The sequence below is a fragment of the Escherichia sp. E10V10 genome (assembly GCF_004211985.1).
In the GTDB taxonomy this organism is placed as follows: Bacteria; Pseudomonadota; Gammaproteobacteria; order Enterobacterales; family Enterobacteriaceae; genus Escherichia.
In genome coordinates this window covers 31,294-56,834 of record NZ_RHJO01000006.1, presented here as the reverse complement: position 1 = coordinate 56,834, position 25,541 = coordinate 31,294, and the positions used below count along the sequence as shown (strand labels likewise).

At 49.7% G+C, this 25,541-nt stretch carries 29 protein-coding genes, 1 other RNA gene and 1 other annotated feature; of the genes, 16 read left to right on the top strand and 14 right to left on the bottom strand.

From position 1 onward, the window contains the following. Positions 1-385: 385 nt before the first annotated feature. The 3 genes from clpB to rluD form a co-directional block, all read right to left on the bottom strand. Positions 386-2,959 carry an ATP-dependent chaperone ClpB gene (gene clpB / locus D9736_RS12595; RefSeq protein WP_130217297.1) on the bottom strand — a complete coding sequence of 858 codons (2,574 nt, stop codon included), beginning with the start codon at positions 2,957-2,959 and terminating at the stop codon, positions 386-388. 129 nt (positions 2,960-3,088) lie between these two features. After that, positions 3,089-3,820, bottom strand: a complete 732-nt coding sequence (yfiH, locus tag D9736_RS12590) for a purine nucleoside phosphorylase YfiH (protein WP_130258436.1) — start codon at positions 3,818-3,820, stop codon at positions 3,089-3,091. Then, positions 3,817-4,797: a 23S rRNA pseudouridine(1911/1915/1917) synthase RluD gene (gene rluD, locus D9736_RS12585; RefSeq protein WP_115438707.1), complete on the bottom strand. Its 981-nt coding sequence runs from the start codon at positions 4,795-4,797 to the stop codon at positions 3,817-3,819. Before rluD ends, yfiH begins: the two co-directional genes overlap by 4 nt. 134 nt (positions 4,798-4,931) lie before the next feature. On the opposite strand from rluD, the gene bamD reads away from it, so the two are divergent. The 4 genes from bamD (at position 4,932) to pheA (ending at position 7,692) form a co-directional block, all read left to right on the top strand. Next, the gene (bamD, locus tag D9736_RS12580) at positions 4,932-5,669 is read left to right on the top strand and encodes an outer membrane protein assembly factor BamD (protein WP_000197686.1); all 738 of its coding nucleotides are present in this window, start codon (positions 4,932-4,934) and stop codon (positions 5,667-5,669) included. 270 nt (positions 5,670-5,939) lie between these two features. Next, a complete protein-coding gene (raiA, locus tag D9736_RS12575) occupies positions 5,940-6,281 on the top strand; it encodes a ribosome-associated translation inhibitor RaiA (RefSeq protein WP_000178461.1) in 342 nt (113 codons plus the stop codon). Positions 6,282-6,383: 102 nt separating this feature from the next. Next, positions 6,384-6,509, top strand: a sequence feature (Phe leader region). After that, on the top strand, positions 6,385-6,432 hold the full coding sequence (gene pheL / locus D9736_RS12570) for a pheA operon leader peptide PheL (RefSeq protein ID WP_100229775.1): 48 nt from the start codon (positions 6,385-6,387) through the stop codon (positions 6,430-6,432). (Overlaps the previous feature by 48 nt.) A gap of 22 nt (positions 6,510-6,531) precedes the next feature. Next, complete coding sequence (gene pheA / locus D9736_RS12565; RefSeq protein ID WP_130258435.1) at positions 6,532-7,692, top strand: bifunctional chorismate mutase/prephenate dehydratase; 1,161 nt, start codon at positions 6,532-6,534, stop codon at positions 7,690-7,692. Between the two features lie 41 nt (positions 7,693-7,733). On the opposite strand, the gene tyrA is transcribed toward pheA, so the two are convergent. Together tyrA and aroF are read right to left on the bottom strand one after the other, a co-directional pair. Further along, positions 7,734-8,855, bottom strand: a complete 1,122-nt coding sequence (gene tyrA, locus D9736_RS12560) for a bifunctional chorismate mutase/prephenate dehydrogenase (RefSeq protein WP_130258434.1) — start codon at positions 8,853-8,855, stop codon at positions 7,734-7,736. Positions 8,856-8,865: 10 nt separating this feature from the next. After that, positions 8,866-9,936: a 3-deoxy-7-phosphoheptulonate synthase AroF gene (gene aroF / locus D9736_RS12555; protein ID WP_130217289.1), complete on the bottom strand. Its 1,071-nt coding sequence runs from the start codon at positions 9,934-9,936 to the stop codon at positions 8,866-8,868. Between the two features lie 211 nt (positions 9,937-10,147). On the opposite strand from aroF, the gene D9736_RS12550 reads away from it, so the two are divergent. The 4 genes from D9736_RS12550 (at position 10,148) to D9736_RS12535 (ending at position 12,893) form a co-directional block, all read left to right on the top strand. Further along, a complete protein-coding gene (locus D9736_RS12550; protein ID WP_130221576.1) occupies positions 10,148-10,510 on the top strand; it encodes a DUF2799 domain-containing protein in 363 nt (120 codons plus the stop codon). Positions 10,511-10,660: 150 nt separating this feature from the next. Continuing rightward, a complete protein-coding gene (locus D9736_RS12545; RefSeq protein WP_130258433.1) occupies positions 10,661-11,179 on the top strand; it encodes a YfiR family protein in 519 nt (172 codons plus the stop codon). Further along, entirely contained in the window at positions 11,172-12,395 is a 1,224-nt protein-coding gene (gene dgcN, locus D9736_RS12540) for a diguanylate cyclase DgcN (RefSeq protein WP_130217283.1), read from the top strand. Before D9736_RS12545 ends, dgcN begins: the two co-directional genes overlap by 8 nt. Positions 12,396-12,410: 15 nt before the next feature. Next, on the top strand, positions 12,411-12,893 hold the full coding sequence (locus tag D9736_RS12535; RefSeq protein WP_064529888.1) for an OmpA family protein: 483 nt from the start codon (positions 12,411-12,413) through the stop codon (positions 12,891-12,893). A 76-nt stretch (positions 12,894-12,969) separates the two neighbouring features. Here D9736_RS12535 and rplS read toward each other — a convergent pair whose 3' ends face one another. The 5 genes from rplS to ffh all read right to left on the bottom strand — a co-directional run bounded on the left by rplS (position 12,970) and on the right by ffh (position 16,470). Beyond that, positions 12,970-13,317 carry a 50S ribosomal protein L19 gene (rplS, locus tag D9736_RS12530; protein WP_000065253.1) on the bottom strand — a complete coding sequence of 116 codons (348 nt, stop codon included), beginning with the start codon at positions 13,315-13,317 and terminating at the stop codon, positions 12,970-12,972. Between the two features lie 41 nt (positions 13,318-13,358). Further along, entirely contained in the window at positions 13,359-14,126 is a 768-nt protein-coding gene (gene trmD, locus D9736_RS12525) for a tRNA (guanosine(37)-N1)-methyltransferase TrmD (RefSeq protein ID WP_096218966.1), read from the bottom strand. Between the two features lie 30 nt (positions 14,127-14,156). Next, on the bottom strand, positions 14,157-14,705 hold the full coding sequence (gene rimM / locus D9736_RS12520; RefSeq protein WP_000043335.1) for a ribosome maturation factor RimM: 549 nt from the start codon (positions 14,703-14,705) through the stop codon (positions 14,157-14,159). Positions 14,706-14,723: 18 nt separating this feature from the next. Further along, positions 14,724-14,972 carry a 30S ribosomal protein S16 gene (gene rpsP, locus D9736_RS12515; RefSeq protein WP_000256450.1) on the bottom strand — a complete coding sequence of 83 codons (249 nt, stop codon included), beginning with the start codon at positions 14,970-14,972 and terminating at the stop codon, positions 14,724-14,726. A 136-nt stretch (positions 14,973-15,108) separates the two neighbouring features. After that, on the bottom strand, positions 15,109-16,470 hold the full coding sequence (gene ffh, locus D9736_RS12510) for a signal recognition particle protein (RefSeq protein WP_130221574.1): 1,362 nt from the start codon (positions 16,468-16,470) through the stop codon (positions 15,109-15,111). Between the two features lie 166 nt (positions 16,471-16,636). Between ffh and D9736_RS12505 the strand changes: the two genes are divergently transcribed. Both D9736_RS12505 and D9736_RS12500 read left to right on the top strand, forming a co-directional pair. Further along, positions 16,637-17,428 carry an inner membrane protein YpjD gene (locus D9736_RS12505; protein ID WP_024165303.1) on the top strand — a complete coding sequence of 264 codons (792 nt, stop codon included), beginning with the start codon at positions 16,637-16,639 and terminating at the stop codon, positions 17,426-17,428. A 20-nt stretch (positions 17,429-17,448) separates the two neighbouring features. Continuing rightward, on the top strand, positions 17,449-18,735 hold the full coding sequence (locus tag D9736_RS12500) for an HlyC/CorC family transporter (protein ID WP_130258432.1): 1,287 nt from the start codon (positions 17,449-17,451) through the stop codon (positions 18,733-18,735). A 54-nt stretch (positions 18,736-18,789) separates the two neighbouring features. On the opposite strand, the gene grpE is transcribed toward D9736_RS12500, so the two are convergent. Continuing rightward, the gene (grpE, locus tag D9736_RS12495) at positions 18,790-19,383 is read right to left on the bottom strand and encodes a nucleotide exchange factor GrpE (protein ID WP_001296310.1); all 594 of its coding nucleotides are present in this window, start codon (positions 19,381-19,383) and stop codon (positions 18,790-18,792) included. A gap of 122 nt (positions 19,384-19,505) precedes the next feature. Here grpE and nadK point away from each other — a divergent pair, with 122 nt between their 5' ends. The 3 genes from nadK to bamE all read left to right on the top strand — a co-directional run bounded on the left by nadK (position 19,506) and on the right by bamE (position 22,624). Beyond that, a complete protein-coding gene (nadK, locus tag D9736_RS12485; RefSeq protein WP_001059169.1) occupies positions 19,506-20,384 on the top strand; it encodes an NAD(+) kinase in 879 nt (292 codons plus the stop codon). A gap of 85 nt (positions 20,385-20,469) precedes the next feature. Further along, positions 20,470-22,131, top strand: a complete 1,662-nt coding sequence (recN, locus tag D9736_RS12480) for a DNA repair protein RecN (RefSeq protein ID WP_130258431.1) — start codon at positions 20,470-20,472, stop codon at positions 22,129-22,131. Positions 22,132-22,279: 148 nt separating this feature from the next. Continuing rightward, entirely contained in the window at positions 22,280-22,624 is a 345-nt protein-coding gene (gene bamE / locus D9736_RS12475) for an outer membrane protein assembly factor BamE (protein ID WP_064529892.1), read from the top strand. A 58-nt stretch (positions 22,625-22,682) separates the two neighbouring features. Here the strand turns inward: bamE and D9736_RS12470 are convergent, their stop codons facing one another. Continuing rightward, the gene (locus D9736_RS12470; RefSeq protein WP_064529893.1) at positions 22,683-22,973 is read right to left on the bottom strand and encodes an RnfH family protein; all 291 of its coding nucleotides are present in this window, start codon (positions 22,971-22,973) and stop codon (positions 22,683-22,685) included. Then, complete coding sequence (gene ratA / locus D9736_RS12465) at positions 22,963-23,400, bottom strand: type II toxin-antitoxin system toxin RatA (RefSeq protein WP_205712925.1); 438 nt, start codon at positions 23,398-23,400, stop codon at positions 22,963-22,965. The genes D9736_RS12470 and ratA overlap by 11 nt, the downstream gene beginning before the upstream one ends. Positions 23,401-23,570: 170 nt before the next feature. Here ratA and smpB point away from each other — a divergent pair, with 170 nt between their 5' ends. The 3 genes from smpB (at position 23,571) to D9736_RS12450 (ending at position 25,236) form a co-directional block, all read left to right on the top strand. Beyond that, positions 23,571-24,053 carry an SsrA-binding protein SmpB gene (gene smpB, locus D9736_RS12460; protein WP_000162574.1) on the top strand — a complete coding sequence of 161 codons (483 nt, stop codon included), beginning with the start codon at positions 23,571-23,573 and terminating at the stop codon, positions 24,051-24,053. Positions 24,054-24,267: 214 nt separating this feature from the next. Next, positions 24,268-24,630: a transfer-messenger RNA gene (ssrA, locus tag D9736_RS12455) on the top strand. A gap of 123 nt (positions 24,631-24,753) precedes the next feature. Continuing rightward, a complete protein-coding gene (locus tag D9736_RS12450; RefSeq protein WP_130258429.1) occupies positions 24,754-25,236 on the top strand; it encodes a hypothetical protein in 483 nt (160 codons plus the stop codon). 26 nt (positions 25,237-25,262) lie between these two features. On the opposite strand, the gene D9736_RS12445 is transcribed toward D9736_RS12450, so the two are convergent. Next, positions 25,263-25,481 carry an ogr/Delta-like zinc finger family protein gene (locus tag D9736_RS12445; RefSeq protein WP_000980502.1) on the bottom strand — a complete coding sequence of 73 codons (219 nt, stop codon included), beginning with the start codon at positions 25,479-25,481 and terminating at the stop codon, positions 25,263-25,265. Positions 25,482-25,541 lie beyond the last annotated feature (60 nt).

The following is a 25,541-nucleotide window of genomic DNA, read 5'->3' as shown; positions in this document are numbered from 1 at the left end:
TTGGTATTCATTTATCGTCTTGCGACGTTAAGAATCCGTATCTTCGAGTGCCCACACAGATTGTCTGATAAATTGTTAAAGAGCAGTGCCGCTTCGCTTTTTCTCAGCGGCGCGGGGTGTGCATAATACGCTTTCCCGCTACAGAGTCAAGCATTTTTTTGCTTTTCTCTGCCGGAATTCTCAGGAGAATCCCGCTGACCCGGCGGCTTGTTCGCCGTTGTTCCGTGTCAGTGGTGGCGCATTATAGGGAGTTATTCTGAAGAGACAAGCGGAAAATATAAAAAATTTATCGTTCGTTCAATTCTTAAGCGAAACACCTTAAAAACGACCATTTCCGGTTGGAAATTAGACAAAAAGCGAGCCCCGAAGGGCTCGCTTTTCTTATTTACTGGACGGCGACAATCCGGTCTTCATTAACTTCCAGGCGAATAACTTTACCCGGAACCAATTCACCAGACAGTATTTGCTGTGCCAGCGGGTTTTCGATCTGCTGCTGGATAGCACGTTTCAGAGGACGTGCTCCATAGACCGGATCGTAACCGTTCTCGCTCAGCAGTTTCAGCGCCTCGTCAGAAATGTGGATTTCATAACCACGTTCTTCCAGACGTTTGTACAGACGTTTCAACTGAATCTGCGCAATCGACGCAATGTGCTGTTCACCCAGCGGATGGAAGACCACCACTTCATCGATACGGTTAATGAATTCCGGACGGAAGTTATGGCTTACCACACCGAGCACCAGCTCTTTCATGCGCGCATAATCCAGTTCACCAAAGCGTTCCTGAATCAGATCAGAACCGAGGTTAGAAGTCATAATGACCACCGTATTACGGAAGTCGACCGTTCTCCCCTGCCCGTCAGTCAAACGTCCATCATCCAGTACCTGCAACAGAATGTTGAAGACATCCGGATGCGCTTTTTCCACTTCATCCAGCAGGATGACGGAATACGGACGACGACGCACCGCTTCAGTCAGGTAGCCACCTTCTTCATAACCGACATATCCCGGAGGCGCACCAACCAGACGAGACACCGAGTGTTTCTCCATAAACTCAGACATATCGATACGGACCATCGCCTCGTCGCTATCAAACATAAAGTTCGCCAGCGCCTTACAAAGTTCAGTTTTACCCACACCTGTTGGGCCGAGGAACAGGAATGAACCAATCGGGCGATTTGGATCCGCCAGCCCCGCACGGCTACGACGAATAGCGTTAGATACCGCATCAACCGCTTCGTTCTGACCAATAACGCGCTGGTGCAGTTCTTGCTCCATACGCAGCAGTTTTTCGCGCTCACTTTCCATCATGCGAGAAACCGGAATCCCCGTCCAACGCGCCAGCACTTCAGCAATTTCGGCGTCGGTCACTTTATTACGCAACAGACGCATAGTTTTACCTTCGAGCTGCGTTGCGGCTTCCAGTTGCTTTTCCAGTTCCGGGATTTTGCCGTATTGCAGTTCAGACATCCGCGCCAGGTCACCTACACGGCGAGCCTGTTCAATGGCGATTTTTGCCTGCTCCAGTTCCGCTTTAATGGTCTGCGTACCAGAGAGCGACGCTTTCTCTGCTTTCCACTCTTCTTCTAACTCGGAGTACTGACGTTCTTTGTCGCTCAGTTCTTCGTTGAGCATATCCAGGCGTTTTTTACTGGCTTCATCAGACTCTTTCATTAACGCCTGTTGTTCCAGTTTGAGCTGGATGATACGACGATCGAGCCGGTCGAGTTCTTCTGGTTTTGAGTCAATCTGCATACGAATGCTGGATGCTGCTTCATCGATCAGGTCAATGGCCTTATCCGGCAGCTGACGGTCAGCAATGTAGCGATGAGACAACGTCGCCGCTGCAACAATTGCCGGGTCAGTAATTTGCACATGGTGGTGCAGCTCGTAACGTTCTTTCAGGCCACGCAGAATAGCAATGGTGTCTTCAACAGAAGGCTCGGCAACAAACACTTTCTGGAAGCGACGTTCCAACGCAGCATCTTTTTCGATGTACTGGCGATATTCGTCCAGCGTCGTAGCACCCACACAGTGCAGTTCACCACGCGCCAGTGCCGGTTTCAGCATATTCCCGGCGTCCATTGCGCCATCGGCTTTACCTGCGCCAACCATAGTATGTAATTCGTCGATAAACAGGATGACGTTGCCTTCCTGTTTGGAGAGATCGTTAAGCACGCCTTTTAAACGTTCTTCAAACTCACCGCGATATTTCGCCCCAGCCACCAGCGCGCCCATATCCAGCGCCAGTACGCGGCGGCCTTTCAGCCCTTCCGGCACTTCGCCATTGATAATACGCTGCGCCAGACCTTCAACGATGGCAGTTTTACCAACACCAGGTTCACCAATCAGCACCGGGTTATTTTTAGTACGACGTTGCAGTACCTGAATGGTACGGCGAATTTCTTCATCACGACCAATCACCGGATCGAGTTTGCCTTGTTCGGCTCGTTCGGTAAGGTCGATGGTGTATTTTTTCAAAGCCTGACGTTGGTCTTCAGCTCCTTGATCGTTCACGCTTTCACCTCCGCGCATTTGTTCAATCGCTTGAGTAATGTTGGCGGTGGTCGCCCCTGCAGCTTTCAGGATGTCGGCCAGCGTGCCGCGAGACTCAAGTGCCGCCAGAACGAACAGTTCTGACGAGATAAAGTTATCACCACGTTTTTGCGCCAGCTTGTCGCAAAGATTAAGAACGCGCACCAGATCCTGTGATGGCTGGACATCACCACCAGTACCTTCAACCTGCGGTAAACGGTTTAATGCCTGAGTGATATCTGTGCGCAACTGGCCTGCATTAATGCCAGCGGATGTTAATAAAGGACTAACCGAACCCCCTTCCTGATTCAGCAGGGCGCTCATTAAATGAAGTGGTTCGATGAATTGGTTGTCGTGCCCGAGTGCAAGTGATTGGGCATCGGCAAGAGCAAGCTGGAATTTATTAGTAAGACGATCCAGACGCATAACTCCTCCCATAACGGATCAAAGTTGCTACTGGAGATTAAATGAGGTCATCCCTCAATTATTCAAGGTTATTGACCAGATTAATGTGAAAAGAAAATCACGCGTACCGGATCGTCTTGATTCTTTAGGTTATATCAGCCAAATGAAACTTGCCATACGACCGGCGGTCTTGTCGCGACGATAAGAGAAGAAAGTCTCATTTTCCGTATATGTACAACGGTCGCCGCCGAAAATTTGCTCAACACCAACACTCGCCAGACGCTGTCGGGCAAGCTGATAAATATCCGCCAGATACTTATCACCATGCTGAATGAAAGCTGTACTCGCGTTGGCGTCTACTGCCATAAACGCCTCGCGAACCTCCGGCCCCACTTCAAACACGCGTGGACCGATTGCCGGCCCCAACCAGGTAAGAATGTTTTCGGGCTTATCGGCAAAGCAGGAAACCGTCTCTTCCAGCACGCCTGCGCACAGTCCACGCCAGCCAGCATGGGCAGCCGCGACTTCCGTTCCTGCCCGATTGCAAAACAGCACAGGCAGGCAATCGGCTGTCATTACGGCACAAACCGTGCCGGGTGTGTTGCTATACGAGGCATCCGCCCGTTTTGAGGTATAAGGTTCGCCAGTAAGCTTAAGCACATCTTTACCGTGTACCTGCTCAAGCCAGACCGGTTTTGAAGGCAAATTACCCGCAGCAAAAAGCCGCTTGCGATTTTCCTCGACGTGCTCCGGGTTATCACCACAATGAGCACCGAGGTTGAGCGAGTCGTAGGGCGGCAAGCTCACGCCGCCGATACGGGTAGAGCTACAGGCCGCAACACCTTTTGGCAGCGGCCACTGCGGGACAATCAGCTTACTCATAACCAGTCCACTTCATCCTTATGCTCTTCGAAATCGGCGCGCATCACCTCAATCAGCTCCACCATATCTTGCGGAATAGGCGCATGCCATTCCATTTCGATGCCGGAGATCGGGTGATAAAGACGCAGCATGGTTGCATGTAGCGCCTGGCGGTCAAACTTACGCAGCGTGGAGATAAACGCTTCCGAAGCACCTTTTGGCGGACGCGGACGGCCACCATAAACCGGATCGCCCACCAGCGGATGGGTGATATGGGCCATATGCACGCGGATCTGGTGCGTACGTCCAGTTTCCAGACGCAGCCGCAGACGCGTGTGCACACGGAAGTGTTCCATAATGCGATAGTGAGTGACCGCCGGTTTGCCCATGGGATGTACCGCCATGTGAGTACGTTTGGTCGGGTGGCGGCTGATTGGCTCATCCACCGTGCCACCAGCAGTCATATGACCAATTGCTACCGCTTCATACTCACGAGTAATTTCACGTCGTTGCAGAGATTCCACCAGGCGCGTCTGGGCTGGAACGGTTTTTGCCACAACCATCAGGCCAGTGGTGTCTTTATCCAGACGATGGACAATACCCGCACGCGGTACATCGGCAATGGGTGGATAGTAATGAAGCAACGCATTCAATACCGTGCCATCCGGGTTACCCGCGCCAGGATGTACCACCAGGTCGCGCGGTTTATTAATGACGATAATGTCTTCATCTTCATAGACGATATCCAGCGGGATATCCTGCGGTTCAAAACGCGCTTCTTCTTCAATCTCGGCGTTGATGGCCACCAGCTCGCCACCTAATACTTTTTCTTTCGGCTTATCACAAACTTTGCCGTTAACCAGCACGCGCTGGTCGAGGATCCATTCTTTTATTCGCGAACGTGAATAATCCGGGAACATTTCGGCTAAAGCCTGATCTAAGCGTTGACCGAGTTGGTTTTCGGACACTGTTGCAGTGAGTTCTACTCGTTGTGCCATATATACTGCTTCTTCGTTTATCGTTGGGGTTTTACGGCTTTGCCGTTTAATATAGTGTGCTATTGTAGCTGGTCTTAACCGGGAGCAGGAACAGAGAATCTCCCGTATTACATTTTGAGGAAAGTCAAAACGTCATGACGCGCATGAAATATCTGGTGGCAGCCGCCACACTAAGCCTGTTTTTGGCGGGTTGCTCGGGGTCAAAGGAAGAAGTACCTGATAATCCGCCAAATGAAATTTACGCGACTGCACAACAAAAGCTGCAGGACGGTAACTGGAGACAGGCAATAACGCAACTGGAAGCGTTAGATAATCGCTATCCGTTTGGTCCGTATTCGCAGCAGGTGCAGCTGGATCTCATCTACGCCTACTATAAAAACGCCGATCTGCCGTTAGCACAGGCTGCCATCGATCGTTTTATTCGCCTCAACCCGACCCATCCGAATATCGATTATGTCATGTACATGCGTGGCCTGACCAATATGGCGCTGGATGACAGTGCGCTGCAAGGGTTCTTTGGCGTTGACCGTAGCGATCGCGATCCTCAACATGCTCGAGCTGCGTTTAGTGACTTTTCCAAACTGGTGCGCGGCTATCCAAACAGCCAGTACACCACTGATGCAACCAAACGTCTGGTGTTCCTGAAAGATCGTCTGGCGAAATATGAATACTCCGTTGCAGAGTACTACACCGAACGTGGCGCATGGGTTGCCGTCGTCAACCGCGTCGAAGGCATGCTGCGTGACTACCCGGATACCCAGGCTACACGTGATGCGCTGCCGCTGATGGAAAATGCTTACCGCCAGATGCAAATGAACGCTCAGGCTGAAAAAGTCGCGAAAATTATTGCCGCTAACAGCAGCAACACTTAACTGGTGTGATATACGCAAAACGGCAGCCCTGGAGCTGCCGTTTTTTTATTCGATTTGAACGCTAACTAAAGCGATTCAGTCGCGACTGATCCTATCAAATATGGCTCGCTTTGAGACATTCCTCAAGTAAAAAAACACCTCTTCCTGCGATTTCTCACAAAAAAACTTCGTTGACAAAAAGTGACAAAATTATGAGATTTTCATCACACATTTTGACATCAGGAGCGGTATGCTGAATTCACCAAGACGGGAAGACAAGAGGTAAAATTTATGACAATGAACATTACCAGCAAACAAATGGAAATTACTCCGGCAATCCGCCAACATGTCGAAGACCGTCTCGCCAAACTGGAAAAATGGCAAACGCACCTGATTAATCCGCATATCATTCTGTCCAAGGAACCACAAGGGTTCGTTGCTGACGCCACTATCAATACACCTAACGGCGTTCTGGTTGCCAGTGGCAAACATGAAGATATGTACACCGCTATTAACGAATTGATCAACAAGCTGGAACGGCAGCTCAATAAACTGCAGCACAAAGGCGAAGCACGTCGTGCCGCAACGTCGGTGAAAGACGCCAACTTCGTCGAAGAAGTTGAAGAAGAGTAGTCCTTTATATTGAGTGTATCGCCAACGCGCCTTCGGGCGCGTTTTTTGTTGACAGCATGAAAACAGTACGGGTACTGTACTGAAGTCGCTTAAGGAAACAAACATGAAACAAACGCCGTTTTTCTTCGCATTCTTTTTTACCTTCCCCTGAATGGGAGGCGTTTCGTCGTGTGAAACAGAATGCGAAGACGAACAATAAGGCCTCCCAAATCGGGAGGCCTTTTTTATTGATAACAAAAAAGGCAACACTATGACATCGGAAAACCCGTTACTGGCGCTGCGCGAGAAAATTAGCACGCTGGACGAAAAATTGCTGGCGTTACTGGCAGAGCGGCGCGAGCTAGCCGTTGAGGTGGGAAAAGCCAAACTGCTTTCTCATCGCCCGGTACGTGATATCGATCGTGAGCGCGATTTGCTGGAAAGATTAATTACGCTTGGTAAGACACACCATCTGGATGCCCACTACATTACTCGCCTGTTCCAGCTCATTATTGAAGATTCCGTATTAACTCAGCAGGCTTTACTCCAGCAGCATCTCAATAAAATTAATCCGCACTCAGCCCGCATTGCTTTTCTCGGGCCCAAAGGCTCTTATTCACATCTTGCGGCGCGCCAGTACGCTGCCCGTCACTTTGAGCAATTCATTGAAAGCGGCTGCGCCAAATTTGCCGATATTTTTAATCAGGTGGAAACCGGCCAGGCCGACTATGCCGTCGTACCGATCGAAAACACCAGCTCCGGTGCCATAAACGACGTTTACGATCTGCTGCAACATACCAGCTTGTCGATTGTTGGCGAGATGACGTTAACTATCGACCATTGTTTGCTGGTTTCCGGCACCACCGATTTATCGACTATCAACACGGTCTACAGCCACCCGCAGCCGTTCCAGCAATGCAGCAAATTCCTTAACCGTTACCCGCACTGGAAGATTGAATATACCGAGAGTACGTCCGCGGCAATGGAAAAGGTTGCGCAGGCAAAATCACCGCATGTTGCTGCGTTGGGAAGCGAAGCTGGCGGTTCCTTGTACGGTTTACAGGTACTGGAGCGCATTGAGGCGAATCAACGACAAAACTTCACCCGATTTGTGGTGCTGGCACGTAAAGCCATTAACGTGTCTGACCAGGTTCCGGCAAAAACCACACTGTTAATGGCTACCGGACAACAAGCCGGTGCTCTGGTTGAAGCGTTGCTGGTATTGCGCAACCACAATCTGATTATGACCCGTCTGGAATCACGCCCGATTCACGGTAATCCGTGGGAAGAGATGTTTTATCTGGATATTCAGGCCAATCTTGAATCCGTGGAAATGCAAAAGGCGTTAAAAGAGTTAGGGGAAATCACCCGTTCAATGAAGGTATTGGGCTGTTACCCAAGTGAAAACGTAGTACCTGTTGATCCAGCCTGATGACAAAAGCCGGATGATGTGAATCATCCGGCACAGGATTATTACTGGCGGCTATCGTTCGCCTGACGCAATAATACGCGGCTTTCATTCTGGAAGCGTTGTGCGTAATCGCCAAACCAGTGCTCCACCTTGCGGAAGCTGTCAATAAACGCCTGCTTATCGCCCTGCTCCAGCAACTCAATCGCCTCACCAAAACGCTTATAGTAACGTTTGATCAACGCCAGATTACGTTCTGAAGACATAATAATGTCGGCATAAAGCTGCGGATCCTGGGCAAACAGTCGCCCGACCATCGCCAGCTCAAGACGATATATGGGCGAAGAGAGTGCCAGAAGCTGCTCAAGCTGAACATTTTCTTCTGCCAGATGCAGGCCATAAGCAAAAGTGGCAAAGTGGCGCAACGCCTGGATAAACGCCATATTCTGATCATGTTCGACGGCGCTAATGCGATGCAGTCGCGCGCCCCAGACCTGAATTTGTTCAAGAAACCATTGGTACGCTTCTGGCTGGCGTCCATCACACCAGACCACGACCTGCTTCGCCAGGCTGCCGCTATCCGGACCAAACATCGGGTGAAGCCCCAGCACTGGACCATCATGCGCCGCCAGCATGGCCTGTAACGGCCCATTTTTCACTGATGCCAGATCGACCAGAATACAGTCTTGCGGTAAAGGCGGTAATTTGCCGATAACTTGTTCTGTAACATGAATCGGCACGCTGACAATCACCATACCGGCATCGGCAACAATCTCAGCCGCGCGATCCCAGTCATGTTGCTCCAGAATCCGCACCTGATAGCCAGAGAGCGTCAACATCTTCTCGAACAAGCGCCCCATCTGACCGCCGCCACCAACGATAACTACTGGACGTAGTGAAGGACAAAGCGTTTTAAATCCTTTGTCGTTTTCGCTGGAGTAGGACTCACGCATTACCCGACGCAGAACATCTTCAATCAGATCTGGCGGAACGCCGAGGGCTTCCGCCTCTGCGCGCCGCGAGGCCAGCATGGATGCCTCGCGCTCCGGTACATAAATGGGCAACCCAAAGCGGCTTTTCACCTCACCGACTTCAGCAACCAGCCCCAGACGCTTTGCTAATAAATTCAGCAGCGCTTTATCGACTTCATCAATTTGATCGCGTAATGCGGTCAACTCAGCAACCATAATAAACCTCTTAAGCCACGCGTGCCGTCAGCTGCCCATTCAGATCCTGATGAATTTCACGCAGCAAGGCATCGGTCATTTCCCAACTTATGCAGGCATCTGTTACGGATACACCGTATTTCATTTCACTGCGCGGTTGCTCGGAAGACTGATTGCCTTCGTGGATGTTACTTTCGATCATCAGACCAATAATTGAGCGATTGCCATCTTTAATTTGGGCAACCACGGATTCTGCCACCGCAGGCTGACGGCGATAATCTTTATTGGAATTACCGTGGCTGCAATCTACCATCAGTGAGGGGCGCAGTCCCGCCTGTTCCATCTCTTTTTCACATTGCGCGACATCCGCCGGGCTATAGTTCGGTGCTTTTCCGCCACGCAGGATCACATGTCCGTCCGGATTACCCTGAGTTTGTAGCAGCGCCACCTGTCCTGCCTGATTAATACCAACAAAGCGATGCGGTTGTGCAGCGGCACGCATAGCATTGATTGCCGTTGCCAGACTGCCATCAGTGCCGTTTTTAAAACCAACCGGCATGGAAAGCCCGGATGCCATTTCACGGTGCGTTTGCGATTCCGTGGTACGAGCACCAATTGCCGACCAGCTAAATAGATCACCCAAATATTGCGGGCTGTTTGGATCTAACGCTTCCGTCGCCAACGGTAATCCCATATCTACCAGTTCCAACAGCAACTTACGTGCAATCTTTAATCCTGTTTCAACATCAAAGGAGCCATCCATATGTGGATCGTTAATCAACCCTTTCCAGCCGACAGTGGTACGGGGCTTTTCAAAATAGACGCGCATCACCAAATAGAGGCTATCGCTGACCTCTGCGGCAAGGGCTTTAAATCGACGAGCATATTCCAGTGCAGTTTCAGGATCATGAATGGAACAAGGACCACACACCACCAGCAACCGGGGATCGCGCCCGGCGATGATATCTGAAATAGTTTTACGCGAATCAGCAATCTGGGCCTCTTGTTGTCGGCTTAAGGGAAAAGCTGCCTTCAACTGTTCCGGGGTCATCAGAACCTGTTCGTCGGTAATATGTACGTTGTTCAGCGCGTCTTTTTGCATGATGGCGATCCTGTTTATGCTCGTTTGCGATAGTTGATCCTCAGCGAGGATGACGCAACGATATCACAACAAGTAAAGATTTCAATCCATATTTCGTAAATAATATTTTACACCAGCAATTCAGATACGTTTTTACCACCAATAAATGTACAAATAAATTTACACACACAATAAAAACAATCCGCTATGCTTTGAAAAAGGAGAAAAAACAATGAAACACTTTATCGCCCCTTTGTTAGCTTTGGTTGTTAGCGGCTGTCAGATTGATCCCTATACTCACGCACCAACCTTGACCAGCACTGACTGGTATGATGTTGGTATGGAAGATGCGATATCAGGCGTTGCTATAAAAAATGACGATGCTTTTAACGATTCACAGGCTGATCGGGGGATATATCTTAAAGGATATGCCGAAGGGCAAAAGAAAACCTGCCAGGTCGATTTTACTTATGCCCGAGGGCTTTCCGGTAAAAGTTTCCCTGCCAGCTGCAACAATGTAGAAAATGCCAGCCAATTGCATGAAGTATGGCAAAAAGGAGCTGATGAAAATGCCCGCACGATGAGACTTAATTAATTTAAATCCCACCACAAAATTAATCATAAGATTTAACTTATTCGATTTTTAATTCTCTTCTGGATGACGACTACACAAAAGAATGATATTTTAATAAACATTCTGAAAAATTTTCGATGCGTTTCGAGCGAAGATGGTGAGGATCCCTGAATGCGCTTTTCTCACCTACTGTTCTTACTGCTGCTATTCCTTCTGGCAGGCGCGCCATTACTCGCTCAGGAAACCACTGACGTTGCGAAAAATGTGCGTTTAATGGTTTCCGGTATCGTAAGCTACACTCGCTGGCCGGCGGTATCTGGTCCACCAAGACTATGTATTTTTTCATCTTCACGATTTAGCACCGCCCTGCAAGAGAAAGGTGCGACGCCTTTGCCTTATCTGCCTGTCATCGTTAACAACAAACAAGAGGCGATGATTTCAGGCTGCAATGGTTTTTATTTTGGCAGCGAGTCACCGACATTCCAGACAGAATTAATCGAACAATATCCGTCTAAGGCGTTATTATTAATTGCCGAACAAAATACCGAGTGCATTATTGGCAGCGCATTTTGTCTGGTCATCAACAATAATAACGTCAGGTTTGCCGTAAACCTGGATGCCTTATCGCGTAGTGGTGTTAAGGTCAACCCGGATGTCTTAATGCTCGCACGGAAGAAAAACGATGGATAACGATAATTCTCTTCATAAGCGCCCCACGTTTAAAAGAGCATTACGCAACATCAGCATGACCAGCATATTTATCACTATGACGCTGATCTGGCTGCTGCTTTCCGTGACGTCAGTACTAACCCTGAAACAATACGCGCAAAAAAACCTGGCACTAACCGCTGCGACAATGACTTACAGCCTGGAAGCTGCGGTCGTTTTTGCCGATGGTCCTGCAGCAACAGAAACTCTGGCCGCACTAGGTCAGCAAGGCCAATTTTCAACCGCAGAAGTGCGTGATAATCAGCAAAACATTATTGCTTCCTGGCACTACACTGCCAGAGAACCGGGAGATACCTTCAGTAATTTCATTAGCCACTGGCTCTTTCCGGCTCCCGTCATTCAGCCGATTCGCCACAATGGCGAAACTATTGGCGAAGTGCAGTTAACCGCACGCGACAGCTCAATTAGCCATTTTATCTGGTTTTCACTCGCTGTCCTGACTGCATGTATTCTGCTGGCATCAGGCATCGCGATTACCCTCACCCGCCATTTGCACAATGGTCTGGTTGAAGCGTTAAAAAACATCACCGATGTCGTACATGATGTGCGTTCCAACCGCAATTTTTCCCGACGAGTTTCGGAAGAACGTATCGCAGAGTTTCACCGCTTCGCTCTCGACTTCAACAGTCTGCTGGATGAAATGGAAGAGTGGCAGCTTCGCTTACAGGCCAAAAATGCGCAGCTTCTACGTACCGCGCTACATGACCCATTAACCGGGCTGGCTAACCGCGCAGCGTTTCGTAGTGGCATCAACACGTTGATGAACAGTTCCGATGCCCGAAAAACGTCGGCATTACTGTTTCTTGATGGCGATAATTTCAAATATATCAATGATACCTGGGGTCATGCGACGGGAGATCAGGTCTTGATTGAAGTGGCAAAACGATTAGCTGAATTTGGTGGGCTGCGACATCAGGCATACCGCATTGGCGGCGATGAATTCGCTATGGTCCTCTATGGCGTGCAGTCGGAATCTGAAGTGCAGCGGATTTGCACGGCACTGACACAAATTTTTAATCGACCATTCGATCTTAATAATGGCCATCAAACCACTATGACATTAAGCATTGGTTACGCGATGACCATTGAGCACGTCTCCGCCGAAAAATTACAAGAGCTGGCCGACCATAATATGTATCAGGCCAAACACCAGCGCGCTAAAAAGCTGGTGAAATAACAAGGAAATATCTACATGATAAAGCAACTGGTAGTTCCCCTGGTGTTCTCTTCACTGATACTGACTGGCTGCCAGTCACCACAAGGGAAGTTTACTCCAGAACAAGTCGCCGCTATGCAGTCTTATGGTTTTACTGAATCCGCTGGCGACTGGTCGCTGGGCTTATCTGATACCATTCTGTTTGCTAAAAATGACTACAAACTGCTCCCGGAAAGTCAGCAACAGATCCAGACCATGGCCGCAAAACTGACCTCCACAGGCTTAACCCATGCCCGTATGGATGGACATACCGACAATTACGGCGAAGACAGTTACAACGAAGCTTTATCGCTGAAGCGGGCAAATGTCGTCGCCGATGCGTGGGCAGAAGGTGGACAAATTCCTCGCAGCAATCTCACCACTCAGGGCTTAGGGAAAAAATACCCCATCGCCAGTAACAAGACCGCACAGGGTCGCGCCGAGAACCGTCGCGTCGCTGTGGTGATTAGTGCACCGTAAACGCAATTTCAATAAATAAAAAAAGGGCCAGCCAATTGGCCAGCCCTTCTTAACAGGATGTCGCTTAAGCGAAATCTTAGTTAAGACGCTCTTTGATACGAGCAGCCTTACCAGTACGCTCACGCAGGTAGTACAGTTTAGCTTTACGAACAGCACCACGACGTTTGACAGAAATGCTGTCAACTACCGGAGAGTGAGTCTGGAAGACACGCTCAACGCCTTCGCCGTTGGAAATTTTACGAACAGTGAATGCAGAGTGCAGACCGCGGTTACGAATAGCGATAACCACGCCCTCGAATGCCTGCAGACGTTTTTTGGAACCTTCAACAACCCATACTTTCACTTCCACGGTATCACCCGGACGGAAGGAAGGTACGTCCTGCTTCATCTGCTCTTGTTCAAGTTGCTTAATAATGTTGCTCATAATTTAATCTCTTATCCTGGGTAAACTGATATCTCGGGGGCTTACGCCATCCCATCATGTTTATGTTGCTGTTGTGCGTGTTCCGTTTTGAACTCCGCCAGCAACCTTGCTTGCTCTTCAGTCAGAGCCAGGTTTTCCAGAAGTTCAGGTCTTCTAAGCCAGGTACGGCCCAGCGACTGTTTCAAACGCCAGCGACGTATCTCGGCATGGTTACCCGACAGTAACACTGGCGGAACTTCCATCCCTTCTAACACCTCAGGCCGCGTATAGTGCGGGCAATCCAGCAATCCTTCAGCAAAGGAATCTTCCGTTGCCGAGGCCTCATGTCCCAGTACTCCCGGAATAAACCGGGAAACGGAGTCAATCAGCGTCATTGCTGGTAACTCACCACCACTGAGAACGTAATCGCCGATTGACCATTCTTCGTCAATTTCGGTTTGGATTACGCGCTCATCTATACCTTCGTAGCGACCGCACACCAGAATCAATTTTTGATTCGTTGCCAGTTCGCTGACGCCCGCTTGATCAAGCTTGCGCCCCTGCGGTGACAGATAGATCACCTTTGCGCCTTCACCCGCCGCGCTTTTTGCTGCATGAATGGCGTCCCGCAAGGGTTGCACCATCATTAACATCCCCGGTCCGCCGCCGTAAGGACGATCGTCCACGGTACGGTGCCGGTCATGCGTAAAGTCGCGAGGACTCCAGCTCTGGATGCTCAGCAGGCCATTTTTAACTGCCCGGCCAGTTACCCCGTAATCGGTAATTGCGCGGAACATTTCAGGAAACAGGCTAATTATGCCAATCCACATAGCGCCGTCTTTTACCGTTTATCCGGTGGTTTAAAAACCAGGATCCCAATCTACTTCGATTGAACGAGTAGTGAGATCGACTTTCTTGATAACCTGCCCATCGAGGAACGGTACGAGACGTTCCTTGATACCAAACGCATCTTTCAGGTTTGCCTTAATGACGAGAACGTCATTAGATCCGGTTTCCATCATATCGACGACTTTACCGAGATCGTAGCCTTCAGTGGTTACTACCTGGCAGCCCATCAGGTCTTTCCAGTAGTAGTCGCCCTCTTCAAGCTGAGGCAGTTGCGATGAATCCACGACAATTTCACAATTCGTCAGCAGGTTCGCCGCATCACGATCGTCAACGCCTTTCAGCTTGATGATCATGTCCTGATTGTGGTGCTTCCAGCTTTCCAGCTGGACTTGCTGCCACTGACCCGCCTTCTGGATAAACCAGGGCTGATAGTCAAAAATGCTTTCGGCGTCTTCGGTGGAAGAAAACACTCTGAGCCACCCACGAATACCGTAAGACGAACCCATTTTTCCCAAAACGATGGGATCAACAGGTGCTTGCGCGGTGAGTTGTTTGCTCATCATGACCACCGTGACAGATTAAGCTGCTTTGTTTACTTCTTTGATCAGCGCAGCAACGCGATCAGAAATAGTTGCGCCCTGGCCAACCCAGTGAGCGATGCGATCCAGATCCAGGCGAGTGCCTTCTTCTTTTTCGCTAGCGATTGGGTTGAAGAAACCAACGCGCTCGATGAAGCGACCGTTGCGTGCATTACGGCTGTCAGCGACAACAACCTGGTAGAACGGACGCTTTTTAGCGCCGTGACGTGCTAAACGAATAGTTACCATAACATCCTCTTGTGTGAATAAAACAACCGGACCCCATCGAGGAACGGAGTCCGGTGTCATATTAAAAGCCCGAAAATTTTACTGATTTCTGGAGAAAATGCAATCAGCAGTTAATAACTCTGTCGCATAAGGTCATTTAGCGACCAGGAAATCCCGGTGGCATCATCCCTTTCATGCTTCTCATCATCTTCGCCATTCCGCCCTTCTTCATTTTCTTCATCATGCGCTGCATGTCGTCGAACTGCTTCAGAAGACGGTTAACGTCCTGCACCTGCATACCGCAACCGGCAGCGATACGACGCTTACGCGAACCTTTGATGATTTCTGGCTTAGCGCGCTCTTTCATCGTCATCGAGTTGATGATGGCTTCCATACGCACCAGCACTTTATCGTCCATCTGCGACTTGACGTTATCCGGGATCTGCCCCATGCCCGGCAGCTTGCCCATCAGGCTGGCCATGCCGCCCATATTTTTCATCTGGCGCAGCTGCTCAAGGAAGTCGTTGAGATCGAAGCCGTCGCCTTTTTTCAGCTTGCTGGCTAATTTCTCTGCCTGCGCACGGTCAACTTTGCTTTCGATATCTTCGATCAGCGACAGAACATCGCCCATGCCGAGAATACGGGAAGCGATACGGTCCGGGTGGAACGGCTCCAGCGCCTCTGTTTTCTCGCCAACACCGAGGAACTTGATAGGCTTGCCAGTGATGTGACGAATAGAGAGCGCCGCACCGCCGCGGGCATCGCCGTCCACTTTGGTCAACACTACGCCGGTAAGCGGCAGCGCTTCGTTGAAGGCTTTCGCGGTATTCGCGGCATCCTGACCGGTCATGGCGTCAACCACAAACAGGGTTTCAACCGGATTAATCGACGCATGGACTTGTTTGATCTCGTCCATCATCGCTTCGTCAACGTGCAGACGACCGGCGGTATCCACCAGCAGCACGTCGTAGAATTTCAGTTTGGCTTCTTTCAGCGCCGCGTTAACGATATCTACCGGCTTCTGACCAACATCAGAAGGGAAGAAATCAACGCCCACCTGCTCTGCCAGCGTCTCAAGCTGTTTGATTGCCGCCGGGCGATAAACGTCGGCAGAAACCACCAGCACTTTCTTCTTGTGCTTCTCGCGCAGGAACTTACCGAGTTTACCCACGCTGGTTGTTTTACCGGCACCTTGCAGGCCCGCCATCAGCACGACCGCAGGCGGTTGCGCAGCCAGGTTCAGGGTCTGGTTCTCTTCGCCCATCGCCGCAATCAGTTCGTTACGGACGATTTTGACGAACTCCTGCCCCGGCGTCAGGCTCTTATTAACTTCATGACCAACCGCTTTCTCTTTTACGCGATTGATAAACTCACGCACTACCGGTAGAGCGACGTCCGCCTCCAGCAGCGCCATGCGCACTTCGCGCAGCGTATCTTTTACGTTGTCTTCAGTGAGGCGTCCACGGCCACTGATATTGCGCAGCGTGCGCGACAAACGATCGGTTAAATTATCAAACATTGTCTCTCGCCTGGGGTGGAAACGGTTGGCCGCAATCGCGACACATCATCAGTATTTTGCCGCAGTATAACATGAAGGCGTCTTTGTTGTTATGCAACGGTTGGAGCAGCGTTCACCTGACGCTATACTGCTTCTCTTTCTTATTGCTCAAACTGTCGACATTACTATGCCCGTTTTTGCTCTGCTCGCGCTTGTCGCCTACTCCGTCAGTCTTGCGCTGATTGTTCCCGGTCTGCTGCAAAAAAACGGCGGCTGGCGGCGCATGGCTATTATTTCTGCGGTCATCGCGCTGGTCTGCCACGCAATCGCTCTGGAAGCCCGCATCCTGCCCGACGGTGATAGCGGACAAAACCTCAGCCTGCTGAACGTTGGTTCATTGGTCAGTTTGATGATCTGTACGGTAATGACCATTGTGGCTTCTCGCAATCGTGGCTGGTTGCTGCTACCCATTGTCTATGCCTTTGCGCTTATCAACCTGGCGCTGGCGACCTTCATGCCCAATGAATACATCACCCACCTGGAAGCCACGCCTGGGATGCTGGTGCACATTGGCTTATCGCTCTTTTCCTACGCCACGCTAATTATCGCCGCCCTGTACGCGTTGCAACTGGCATGGATTGATTACCAACTGAAGAACAAAAAGTTGGCATTCAGTCAGGAAATGCCGCCATTGATGAGTATCGAGCGTAAAATGTTCCACATTACGCAGATTGGCGTGGTGCTGTTAACGCTTACTCTTTGCACTGGCCTGTTCTACATGCACAACTTATTTAGCATGGAAAATATCGATAAGGCCGTGCTCTCTATCGTGGCGTGGTTTGTCTATATTGTGCTGCTGTGGGGACATTATCATGAAGGATGGCGTGGACGCCGCGTCGTCTGGTTTAACGTCGCGGGTGCAGTCATTCTGACACTGGCCTATTTCGGCAGCCGAATTGTCCAGCAGTTAATCAGCTAACCCCAGAAAAGGAGTTTCCCCTGGAACACATTTCTACTACTACGTTGATCATTATTCTGATCATCATGGTGGTCATTTCAGCCTATTTTTCCGGGTCCGAAACCGGAATGATGACCCTCAACCGCTATCGTCTGCGACATATGGCGAAACAGGGTAATCGCTCGGCCAAACGCGTCGAAAAATTGCTGCGTAAGCCAGACCGCCTGATTAGCCTTGTGTTAATCGGCAATAACCTGGTCAATATTCTTGCCTCCGCGCTCGGCACTATTGTCGGGATGCGTTTGTACGGCGATGCGGGCGTGGCAATTGCGACTGGTGTGCTGACTTTTGTCGTACTGGTTTTTGCTGAGGTATTGCCGAAAACCATTGCTGCGCTGTACCCGGAAAAAGTCGCTTATCCGAGTAGTTTTCTGCTGGCTCCGCTGCAAATTTTGATGATGCCGCTGGTCTGGTTGCTGAATGCGATTACCCGCATGTTAATGCGCATGATGGGCATCAAAACCGATATCGTGGTTAGCGGCTCTTTGAGCAAAGAAGAGTTGCGTACTATCGTGCATGAATCGCGTTCACAAATTTCCCGTCGCAATCAGGATATGCTGCTTTCGGTGCTCGATCTGGAAAAAATGACCGTTGATGACATCATGGTGCCGCGCAGTGAAATTATCGGTATTGATATCAACGATGACTGGAAATCGATTCTGCGCCAACTCTCCCACTCACCTCACGGGCGCATCGTGCTCTACCGTGATTCGCTGGACGACGCCATCAGTATGCTGCGAGTACGTGAAGCCTGGCGGTTGATGTCGGAGAAAAAAGAGTTCACCAAAGAAACCATGCTACGCGCCGCGGACGAAATCTATTTTGTCCCGGAAGGCACGCCGCTCAGCACGCAGCTGGTGAAGTTTCAGCGCAACAAAAAGAAAGTCGGCCTGGTCGTCAACGAGTATGGAGACATTCAGGGGCTGGTGACGGTTGAACATATTCTGGAAGAGATTGTCGGCGATTTCACTACGTCGATGTCGCCAACACTTGCCGAAGAAGTCACGCCGCAAAACGACGGTTCGGTGATTATTGATGGCACTGCCAACGTGCGGGAAATCAACAAAGCCTTTAACTGGCATCTACCGGAAGATGATGCCCGCACGGTTAATGGCGTCATTCTTGAGGCACTGGAAGAGATTCCTGTCGCAGGCACCCGCGTACGTATTGGCGAGTACGATATCGATATTCTCGACGTACAGGACAATATGATTAAGCAGGTAAAAGTTTTTCCTGTGAAACCGCTGCGCGAGAGTGTGGCGGAGTAAAAAAAACGGCCCGGCATTCGCATGCTGGGCCGTGATTTATTACGAAAACAGATATTAAGCTTTTGCTTTCGCTACAGTAACCATCGCCGCACGAATCGTACGACCATTCAGCGTATAACCCTTCTGCATAATGCCCAGTACGTTACCTGGCGCAACGTCATCAGATTCCACCATTGCGATGGCCTGATGCACATTCGGGTCCAGTGGGACGTTAGTTTCGGCGATCACTTCAACGCCAAACTTACGCACAACATCCAGCATCGACTTCAGCGTCAGCTCAATGCCTTCAACCATCGCGGACATATCCGGGTTAGCTTTATCAGCCACTTCCAGCGCACGATCCAGGCTATCAATCACCGGCAGCAATTCGTTGATGAATTTCTCCAGCGCAAATTTGTGGGCTTTTTCGATATCCAGTTCAGTACGACGACGCAGGTTTTCCATTTCGGCTTTTACGCGCAAAATGCCGTCACGTTCACGGGTCTGGGCTTCAGCCAGCTGAGCTTCGAGATTCGCAATTTTTTCATCGCGCGGATCCACCTGCTCAGCAGAAGCTTCTGGCTCAACTGCCTCAATCTCTTCGTGCTGATCCATGATAATTTCTTCCGGGGCTTGCCCCTCAGGCGTTTTCTGTTCTTTACTACTCATGAATTTCTCCGCGTTTTTTTCGCATTCATCTCGCTAACTTCGCTTATTATGGGGATCAGTTTCAGGGTTTCAAGGGAAGCACTCACATTGTCATCAATCTTCGCAACAAGGACCTCGGAAAAATGAATAATCATTTCAAGTGTATTGGCATTGTGGGACACCCACGGCACCCTACTGCACTGACAACACATGAAATGCTCTACCGCTGGCTGTGCACAAAAGGTTACGAGGTCATCGTTGAGCAACAAATCGCTCACGAACTGCAACTGAAGAATGTGAAAACTGGCACGCTCGCGGAGATTGGGCAACTGGCTGATCTCGCGGTAGTCGTTGGTGGCGACGGTAATATGCTGGGCGCGGCGCGCACACTCGCCCGTTACGATATTAAAGTTATTGGAATCAACCGTGGCAACCTGGGTTTCCTGACTGACCTTGACCCCGATAACGCCCAGCAACAATTAGCCGATGTGCTGGAAGGCCACTACATCAGCGAGAAACGTTTTTTGCTGGAAGCGCAAGTCTGCCAGCAAGATTGCCAGAAACGCATCAGCACAGCGATAAATGAAGTTGTACTTCATCCAGGCAAAGTGGCGCATATGATTGAGTTCGAAGTGTATATCGACGAGATCTTTGCGTTTTCTCAGCGATCTGATGGACTAATTATTTCAACGCCAACAGGCTCCACTGCCTATTCCCTCTCTGCGGGCGGTCCTATTCTGACACCCTCTCTGGATGCAATTACCCTGGTGCCCATGTTCCCGCATACGTTGTCAGCACGACCACTGGTCATAAACAGCAGCAGCACGATCCGTCTGCGTTTTTCGCATCGCCGTAACGACCTGGAAATCAGTTGCGACAGTCAGATAGCGCTGCCGATTCAGGAAGGTGAAGATGTCCTGATTCGTCGCTGTGATTATCATCTGAATTTGATTCATCCGAAAGATTACAGCTATTTCAATACATTAAGCACCAAGCTCGGCTGGTCAAAAAAATTATTCTAATTTTACGCCAGCCTCTTTACTGTATATAAAACCAGTTTATACTGTACACAATAACAGTAATGGTTTTTCATACAGGAAAACGACTATGTTGGCACAACTGACCATCAGCAACTTTGCTATCGTTCGTGAGCTTGAGATTGATTTTCACAGCGGCATGACCGTAATAACCGGTGAAACCGGCGCGGGTAAATCTATTGCGATAGATGCCCTCGGCCTTTGTCTCGGTGGTCGCGCTGAAGCCGACATGGTGCGTACCGGCGCTGCTCGCGCTGACCTGTGCGCCCGTTTTTCACTGAAAGATACGCCAGCGGCTCTGCGCTGGCTGGAAGAAAACCAACTGGAAGATGGCCGTGAATGCCTGCTTCGTCGCGTAATCAGTAGCGATGGTCGCTCCCGTGGTTTCATCAACGGTACAGCTGTTCCTCTGTCACAACTGCGCGAACTGGGTCAGTTGCTGATTCAGATCCATGGTCAGCACGCTCATCAATTACTCACCAAATCCGAGCACCAAAAATTCCTGCTTGATGGCTATGCCAATGAAACCTCTCTGCTCCAGGAAATGACCGTACGTTATCAGTTGTGGCATCAAAGCTGCCGCGACCTCGCGCACCATCAACAACTAAGTCAGGAACGCGCCGCCCGTGCGGAACTGCTGCAATACCAATTAAAAGAACTTAACGAATTTAATCCGCAGCCCGGAGAGTTTGAGCAAATTGACGAAGAGTACAAACGTCTGGCGAACAGCGGTCAATTACTGACTACCAGTCAGAATGCATTGGCATTAATGGCCGACGGTGAAGACGCAAACCTGCAAAGTCAGCTTTACACGGCTAAACAACTGGTGAGCGAATTGATTGGCATGGACAGCAAACTGTCCGGCGTACTTGATATGCTGGAAGAAGCTACCATCCAGATTGCTGAAGCCAGCGACGAACTGCGCCACTACTGCGATCGTCTGGATCTCGATCCCAACCGACTGTTTGAACTTGAACAGCGCATCTCAAAACAAATTTCGCTGGCACGTAAACATCACGTCAGCCCTGAGGCATTGCCACAGTATTACCAGTCGCTACTGGAAGAACAGCAGCAACTGGACGATCAGGCCGACTCACAAGAAACGCTCGCGCTGGCGGTAACGAAACATCATCAGCAAGCACTGGAAACGGCACGCGCGTTACACCAGCAACGCCAGCATTATGCAAATGAGTTGGCACAGCTGATCACCGATAGTATGCATGCACTCTCTATGCCGCATGGGCAGTTTACGATTGATGTTAAATTTGACGAGCATCACCTGGGCATTGACGGTGCCGATCGTATTGAGTTTCGGGTAACCACCAACCCAGGTCAGCCAATGCAGCCTATTGCCAAAGTCGCATCCGGTGGTGAGTTGTCCCGCATCGCATTGGCAATTCAGGTCATTACCGCGCGTAAAATGGAAACCCCGGCACTGATTTTTGATGAAGTGGATGTAGGGATTAGCGGTCCAACAGCGGCAGTTGTCGGCAAACTGCTACGTCAGCTTGGCGAATCAACCCAGGTGATGTGTGTTACCCATTTGCCGCAAGTCGCAGGATGCGGTCATCAACACTATTTTGTCAGCAAAGAAACCGATGGCGCGATGACAGAAACGCATATGCAATCCCTGGATAAAAAAGCGCGGTTACAAGAGCTGGCGCGCCTGCTTGGTGGCAGTGAAGTCACACGTAACACACTGGCGAATGCGAAAGAACTGCTTGCGGCGTAAACTTTTTTCCTGCTTCACGGTCAGAGTAAACAGCAAAACGCCGTAAGACCGGAAAGCAAAAGGTTTTAAAGTGATGAAAGGTCTATTATCATCGGCATATTACAGATGAGCCACGTACTGCTCGGGCCCGAAAAGGAATCAAATCACTATGCGCTGTAAAACGCTGACTGCTGCAGCAGCAGTACTATTGATGTTGACCGCAGGCTGTTCCACTCTGGAGCGAGTGGTTTACCGTCCTGACATCAACCAGGGGAACTATCTGACCGCTAACGACGTATCCAAAATACGTGTTGGCATGACGCAACAACAAGTTGCGTACGCATTGGGTACACCGCTGATGTCCGATCCATTTGGTACGAATACCTGGTTTTATGTGTTCCGTCAGCAACCAGGTCATGAAGGTGTCACGCAGCAAACGCTGACGCTGACCTTTAACAGTAGCGGTGTGTTGACCAACATTGATAACAAACCCGCGCTGACTGGCAACGAATAAAATTTGCTGTTTATAGCGATTAAAAAAAGGTGCTCAATGAGCACCTTTTTTCTGTCTGTTATTTATTCGCTGATTTTTCTGCTCGTTGCCTGCGAAGCTCTTTCGGATCGGCAATGAGAGGACGATAAATCTCCACCCGATCTCCATCATGCACGGTATCGCTCAGTTTTGCCGGACGGCTGTAAATGCCGACTTTGTTTTTAGTTAAATCGATATCGGTACGCAATTCCAGCAAGCCACTGGCGCGAATTGCTTCTTCAACCGTCGCGCCCTCCTGCAATCTTACCCGTTGCAGGTATTGTTTCTCGGGTAATGCGTAAGCCACCTCAACGGCAATTTTACCTGGCACTGTAGACCTCTTTTGCACGAACAGTAAAAGCCTGCACCATATTAGCTGCCAGCTCTTTAAACACGCGCCCAAAGGCGAGTTCAATCAACTTATTGGTAAACTCAAAGTCGAGATGAAACTCAATACGGCACGCGTCCTGGCTCAACGGCGTAAACCTCCAGCCGCCGATCAATTTCTTAAACGGTCCATCAACCAGACTCATCAGAATACTTTGGTTACTGGTCAACTGGTTGCGGGTAGTAAACGTTTTGCTGATCCCAGCCTTTGACACATCTACCGCAGCGGTCATCTGCCCAGGAGTGGACTCCAGAATCCGGCTTCCAGTGCACCCTGGTAAAAACTGAGGATAAGACTGAACGTCATTCACTAACTGATACATTTGCTCCGCGCTGTAGGGTACCAGTGCGGTCCGGCTAATCTGAGGCATAACAATTTCCATCAACAAAAATCCAACAAATAATATCATTTATCCTGCCGTAAAAAAAACGCTATCCCGACGCTGGGTAACATCCGGTTCATGCTAAGATAGAGCCTTGTCCCCCGCAGGATTGATATGGGGTATTTTCGATTTCAGATTACCGATGATTCACGACGCTTATGACGAAGAAAAAAGCACATAAACCTGGTTCAGCGACCATCGCGCTTAACAAGCGCGCCCGTCACGAATACTTTATTGAAGAAGAGTTCGAAGCGGGACTTGCCCTGCAAGGCTGGGAAGTTAAATCCCTGCGCGCAGGAAAAGCCAATATTAGCGACAGCTATGTCCTTCTGCGCGACGGAGAAGCGTTCCTGTTTGGAGCAAACATCACGCCGATGGCAGTGGCTTCCACGCACGTGGTGTGCGACCCTACTCGCACCCGCAAACTGCTTCTCAACCAGCGCGAACTTGACTCTCTCTATGGCCGAGTGAACCGTGAAGGTTATACCGTAGTAGCGCTCTCCCTGTACTGGAAAAATGCCTGGTGCAAAGTAAAAATCGGCGTCGCGAAAGGTAAGAAACAACACGATAAACGTTCTGATATCAAAGAACGTGAATGGCAGGTTGATAAAGCACGTATCATGAAAAATGCGCACCGTTAAACCTATATAAGCGATACTAATCAAATCTTCACCGCGCCTCCCTATCCGGCGGCGCGAATGAACATCTTGTCGACTGTCAAATCTGACACTGATGTAGCCATCCCATTGCTTAATCGAAGAAAAATCATACTATGCAGGCGCTAATTCCAGGATGATAACGCCTTTGGGGCTAGTCATGGCGCTCAAAAATCTGGTATACTTAACGTTACACATTGGGGCTGATTCTGGATTCGACGGGATTTGCGAAACCCAAGGTGCATGCCGAGGGGCGGTTGGCCTCGTAAAAAGCCGCAAAAAATAGTCGCAAACGACGAAAACTACGCTTTAGCAGCTTAATAACCTGCTTAGAGCCCTCTCTCCCTAGCCTCCGCTCTTAGGACGGGGATCAAGAGAGGTCAAACCCAAAAGAGATCGCGTGGAAGCCCTGCCTGGGGTTGAAGCGTTAAAACTTAATCAGGCTAGTTTGTTAGTGGCGTGTCTGTCCGCAGCTGGCAAGCGAATGTAAAGACTGACTAAGCATGTAGTACCGAGGATGTAGGAATTTCGGACGCGGGTTCAACTCCCGCCAGCTCCACCAAATAAATCAAGGGGTTACGTGAAGGCGTAGCCCCTTTTTCTTTGGTAGTGGCGACAAAATGGCGACAGAGTTTTGCGTCCGTCTTGCCTGTCGCCATCTTGAAATCAAGCCAAGAGGTTTCACATGGAAGAACTTCACTTTGTTTACATCAATGCAAATGGTCGTATCGGTGTTCACTCAATACAGAGCATCAGTTATAGCGAAAATCATATACAGGGCATTTGTAAGAACACCGACCGAATAAAAACCTTCCGAAAAGACCGCATTCTTAAACAATACGATTCACAAGAACAAGCCATTCAGGAATGCGAGACATTCCTCCCCGAAAACTACTCACATCTCACTAAGCCGTCTGGCCCGAAAAAAAATACATTCGATGTATGTTTCACCGGATTTAAGAAAGCAGATAAAGAAAGGTTGGTTGATAAGGCGAATGAACAAGGATTAACGGTAAGAACCTCTGTAACCCAAAACCTTCAGATGCTCTGCTGCGGTTACAATGCAGGCCCATCAAAAGTATCGGCAGCAAGGATGAAAGGCACTATCATCATAGATGAGCCTGGCTTTATACATTTTCTTGAAACAGGTGAGATCCCAGATGAATAAAAACCTGCCGTAGCAGGTTCTCTTTCTTAAAAATTCATATGGCCCTGACCACCTGGCAATGGATGTGGAGGGGCTGTGGCAATCACTGCAGGTGTCACAATAAACCGGACCACTGTTTCATGGGTAACAAAAGTGCTCCCGCAGTTAATATTTTGGCACTGGCAGTAACGCTCTTTGGTGCTTTCTGTTACTTGAAAACTGCTCCTTGTGTGCGCCGCATGACCACACTTTGGACAATTCATCATATCCAGATCCCTACCTTTGCTATCAGAATCATTGCAATGATACACAAAATATCAATATTG